This is a genomic window from Hoeflea sp. BAL378 (assembly GCF_000759435.1).
Lineage (GTDB): Bacteria > Pseudomonadota > Alphaproteobacteria > Rhizobiales > Rhizobiaceae > Hoeflea.
In genome coordinates this window covers 1-4,055 of record NZ_JRJG01000167.1, presented here as the reverse complement: position 1 = coordinate 4,055, position 4,055 = coordinate 1, and the positions used below count along the sequence as shown (strand labels likewise).

The 4,055-nt window shown below is 64.9% G+C and carries 4 protein-coding genes; 3 read left to right on the top strand and 1 reads right to left on the bottom strand.

What is annotated here, in order from left to right; all coding sequences use genetic code 11:
- A partial coding sequence (locus LL06_RS24120) for a glycosyltransferase family 4 protein (protein ID WP_035533111.1) occupies window positions 1-607 on the top strand: 607 nt, incomplete at its 5' end.
- A 43-nt stretch (window positions 608-650) separates the two neighbouring features.
- Here LL06_RS24120 and LL06_RS24115 read toward each other — a convergent pair.
- Window positions 651-1,121, bottom strand: a complete 471-nt coding sequence (locus LL06_RS24115) for an Lrp/AsnC family transcriptional regulator (RefSeq protein WP_081964169.1) — start codon at window positions 1,119-1,121, stop codon at window positions 651-653.
- Window positions 1,122-1,406: 285 nt separating this feature from the next.
- Between LL06_RS24115 and trxB the strand changes: the two genes are divergently transcribed.
- Together trxB and LL06_RS24105 are read left to right on the top strand one after the other, a co-directional pair.
- Window positions 1,407-2,381: a thioredoxin-disulfide reductase gene (gene trxB / locus LL06_RS24110; RefSeq protein ID WP_035533109.1), complete on the top strand. Its 975-nt coding sequence runs from the start codon at window positions 1,407-1,409 to the stop codon at window positions 2,379-2,381.
- Between the two features lie 54 nt (window positions 2,382-2,435).
- Window positions 2,436-3,332 carry a LysR family transcriptional regulator gene (locus LL06_RS24105; protein WP_035533113.1) on the top strand — a complete coding sequence of 299 codons (897 nt, stop codon included), beginning with the start codon at window positions 2,436-2,438 and terminating at the stop codon, window positions 3,330-3,332.
- Window positions 3,333-4,055 lie beyond the last annotated feature (723 nt).

Here is a 4,055-nt window from a genome sequence, read left to right as displayed (position 1 = left end):
CCCCGCCGCCGCGCGCGCGGACGCCTGGTCGGCGACCGGCTATCCCGGCGCGGCCGGCATCGCCGCCATCGGCCGCATCCGGCCGGAAAAGGGCACCGACCGCTTCGTCGCGGCGATGATTGCCGCCCTGCCGCATTTGCCCGGGACCACGGCGCTGGCGATCGGCAAGGCCGCGCCCGAACACGCGTCCTTCCTCGCCGGGCTGAAGGCCGAAGTCGCCGCCGCGGGGCTGACGGAGCGGATCCTGTTTCCGGGCGAGATCGGCCCCGACACCCTGCCCGGCCTGGTGCGCGGGCTGAGCCTCCTGGTGGCGCTGCCGCGCTACGAGGGCTATGGCGTCACGCCGCTCGAGGCGATGGCCTCGGGCGTGCCCTTCGTGGCGAGCGACGCCGGCTGGTTCGGCGAATTTTCGGGCGGCGGCGCGGCGGGCCTGGTGATCGCCGGGGGCGATCCGGGCATGGCGGCGCAGGAAACCGTGGCGATCCTGTCGGATCCGGACCGCCATGCGGCGATGGCCGCGGCCGCGCGCGCCCGGGCGGTGGAGCATTTCAGCGTGGCGGCCGAGGCCGAGGCCGTCAACGCGGTCTATGAAGAGCTCTGGTCGTAGGCCTGACCGGATCCTGCCCGCGGGCTTTTCCCAAAAGCCCGGGCTACAGCGCCACCAGCCCCTCGTCCTTGACCTGGCGGATGGTGAGCAGGGTGCGCACCGTGTCGACATTGTCGGTGGCGGTCAGTTCCTCGATGACGAAATCCTGGAAATGGGTGAGGTTGCGCGCCACGCAATGCAGCAGGAAATCACTCTCCCCCGACACCATCCAGGTTTCGCGGACGATCGACCATTCCTTGGTGCGGGCGGCGAAGGCCTTGAGATTGGCGTCCGACTGGTGCTTGAGCCCGACCATGCAGAAGGCGACCAGATCGAAGCCCAGGCTCGGCGCATTGAGCTGCGCCCGGTAGCCGCGGATGATTCCCGCCCGCTCGAGCTTGCGCACCCGCCTGAGGCAGGGCGGCGCGGAGATGCCCACTCGCTCGGACAATTCGACATTGGTCATGCGTCCGTCATTTTGCAGTTCACGCAGGATCTTGAGATCGATCGCGTCGAGTTCGGCCTTGATCACCATGAGGTCATTCCTGTTTGCGACCGCGTCTACCGCACGAAACCGGCGGCGCGGCGAAACTTTATTGCGTCAGCGTGCCGGCTCTGTAAAGAGATCTCGAAGCTTTGAGAAGCGATGTTCTGTGTGTAACCGCGCGGCAAAGCTTGAAACACGGGCTTTGACGCACCTAAATAGGCACGAAGACGAAGAACGCATTCGCTGCCCACGGCAAGACTGCGGGATTCGTCATTGCCGCGTCACGGAGGATGGCCCAAAATGGCCCCTCGCAACATTGTCCGAGGATTCCCCATGTCCAGTCGCCATGTCCCCGTCCTGATCATCGGCTCCGGCCCCGCCGGCTACACCGCCGCGATCTACGCCGCCCGCGCCATGCTCACCCCGGTGCTGATCGCCGGCATGGAGCAGGGCGGGCAGTTGATGATCACCACCGATGTCGAGAACTATCCCGGCTACGCCGAACCGGTGCAGGGTCCCTGGATGATGGAGCAGATGCTCCAGCAGGCCCAGCATGTCGGCGCCGAGATCGTCAACGACCTGGTGACCGAGGTCGAGCTCACCGGCCGTCCCTTCACCGTGAAGACCGATTCGGGCCAGGTCTGGACCTGCGACGCGCTGATCATCGCCACCGGCGCGCAGGCCAAGTGGCTGGGCATCCCGAGCGAGAAGGATTTCATGGGCTTCGGCGTCTCCGCCTGCGCCACCTGCGACGGGTTCTTCTACCGCGGCAAGAAGGTGATCGTGGTCGGCGGCGGCAACTCCGCCGTGGAGGAGGCGCTGTACCTGTCCAACCTCGCCGCCGAAGTCACCGTGGTGCACCGCCGCGACGAATTCCGCGGCGAGAAGATCCTGCAGCAGCGGCTGTTCGAGAAGCCCAACGTCAAGGTGATCTGGAACACCGAGGTGATCGAGTTCCTGGGCGAGCCGGCCCGGCCGCCGATGCCCGCCTCGGTCAACGGGGTGAAGCTGAGGAACCGCGACACCGGCGCGACCACGGAGATGCCGATTGACGGCGTGTTCGTGGCGATCGGCCATGCCCCCGCCGTCAGCCTGTTCAAGGACAAGCTCAGGCACAAGCCGAACGGCTATCTCTGGACAGCGCCGGATTCGACTGCCACAGATGTTCCGGGCGTCTTCGCCGCCGGCGACGTCACCGACGACATCTACCGTCAGGCGGTGACCGCCGCGGGCATGGGGTGCATGGCGGCTCTGGAGGCGGAACGATATCTGGCGGGTCACGTCAGACACGCTGAAGCTGCGGAATAGGCGCACAAGCGCCAGATCAAGGCCCGAACAACGGGCCAGGGGGACGGGAGCTTGGTGTCACTCGACTGGGATAAACTGCGTATTTTTCACGCGGCCGCGGAAGCCGGGTCCTTCACCCATGCGGCGGAGAAACTGCATCTGTCGCAATCGGCCATCAGCCGCCAGGTGTCGGCGCTGGAGATGGACATCGGCGCCAAGCTGTTTCACCGCCACGCGCGCGGGCTGATCCTGTCCGAACAGGGGGAGATCCTCTACCAGACGGCGCACGAAGTGCTGATGAAGCTCGAATCGGTACGCACCCGGCTGACCGAGACCCGCGAGCGGCCCTCGGGCAAGCTCAGGGTCACCACCACCGTCGGCTTCGGCCAGGGATGGCTCACCGAGAAGGTGCAGGAATTCCAGTCGCTCTATCCCGATGTGCAGGTGCAGTTGCTGCTCGACAATGAGGAGCTCGACATCGGCATGCGCCAGGCCGACTGCGCCATCAGGCTCAGGCAGCCGCAGCAGCCCGAGCTGATCCAGCGCCGCCTGTTCACCGTGCACATGCACGCCTATGCCGCGCCCTCCTATCTCGCCCGCTACGGCGAGCCCAAGTCGCTGGAGGACCTCGACCACCACCGAATCATCACCTTCGGCGAGCCCGCGCCCAACTATCTGCGCGACGTCAACTGGCTCGAGATCGCCGGTCGGACGCCGGACAACCCGCGAATTGCGCAGTTGCAGATCAACAACATGCCCGCCGTGCGCCGCGCCACCATCAACGGCGCGGGGATTTCGCTGCTGCCCGACTACATGATCAACCGCGAACTGGCGCTAGTGCAGCTCTCCATCCCGGCCGACATTCCCACCTTCGACACCTATTTCTGCTACGCCGAGGAAATGAAGAATGCCGCCAAACTCAAGGCGTTCCGCGACTTCCTGATCAACAAGGCGCGCAACTGGAGCTACTGAGGCAGCCCCGTGGCCCGGGGCGGAATGCCCCCTCCCGGCGCCAACGGCTGTTAAACCGGCAGAGCGGAGTTTGCACAAATTTCGTGCAATCTGATAGCCATGCAGTCTCCGCATGGCTGGCATGCGCCTCTCTCTCTTGCTCATTGCTCAAGAAAGCACCATATCGTGTGTAGCTGATGCACCTTTGGCGGCCTACTCCTCCCAGTGCCGCCGCATGAGCTGTTCCCCTCTGGAGGTTTTTAACCTTCATACCTATTGGGCCCGAGAGCAATCTCGAGGCCCATTTTTTTTGGCCGCTGACACGGCGCGCCTCGGTTGCCCGGTCTTCGCATGGCTGCCATGCGCAGCCCTCTCTTGATCCCTGCTCCGGACGGCACCATATCCTGTGTAGCTGATGCATCTTTGGCGGCCTACTCCTCCCAGTGCCGTCGCATGAGCTGTTCCCCTCTGGAGGTTTCTGACCTTCATACCTATTGGGCCCGAGAGCGATCTCGAGGCCCATTTTTTTGGCCGCCGGCGCGGCGCGGCTGCTGCCCGGTCTCCGCATGGCTGCCATGCGCAGCCCTCTCTTGCGCGACGGCGGGGAAAGCACCATATCGACTGCAGCTGATGCACCTTTGGCGGCCTACTCCTCCCAGTGCCGCCGCAGAAGCTGTTCCCCTCTGGAGGTTTTTGACCTTCATACCTATTGGGCCCGAGAGCAATCTCGTGGCCCATTTTTTT

Coding starts and splice junctions, on each gene's coding strand:
- LL06_RS24115 (WP_081964169.1), bottom strand. CDS start 1,121: ATGGTGATCAAGGCCGAACTCGACGCGATCGATCTCAAGATCCTGCGT.
- trxB (WP_035533109.1), top strand. CDS start 1,407: ATGTCCAGTCGCCATGTCCCCGTCCTGATCATCGGCTCCGGCCCCGCC.